This is a genomic window from Opacimonas viscosa (assembly GCF_024199005.1).
Taxonomy (GTDB): domain Bacteria; phylum Pseudomonadota; class Gammaproteobacteria; order Enterobacterales; family Alteromonadaceae; genus Opacimonas; species Opacimonas viscosa.
This window is the reverse complement of record NZ_JANATA010000333.1, coordinates 1-234: the sequence shown is the minus strand read 5'-3', so window position 1 is coordinate 234 and position 234 is coordinate 1. Positions and strand designations below refer to the sequence as shown.

The 234-nt window shown below is 57.7% G+C and carries 1 protein-coding gene; it reads right to left on the bottom strand.

Going from position 1 to position 234, the window contains the following annotated elements; all coding sequences use genetic code 11:
• The coding region (locus NLF92_RS13815) for a hypothetical protein (RefSeq protein WP_254102852.1) at positions 1-234 on the bottom strand (234 nt) is incomplete at both ends.

Genomic DNA, 234 nt, shown 5'->3' with positions numbered 1-234 from the left:
ACTTGGCCTTGCCCGCGTTCGAGGCCAGAACTACCGTTCCAATGATTGCCGAGGCGGACAGGGCCGATAGGGAAAAGTAGACCAGAGGAAGTTTCTCGAATCCTCCCGACAGCGCAGCGATGCTGAGCCCGAGGAACCCGATCCACAATGCGATCACCGGTAGCGCGCGCGCCTTGACCGCCGAAGATCTGATCCATTCAGACGCATATACTCCGATCGCGAAATAGACGAACA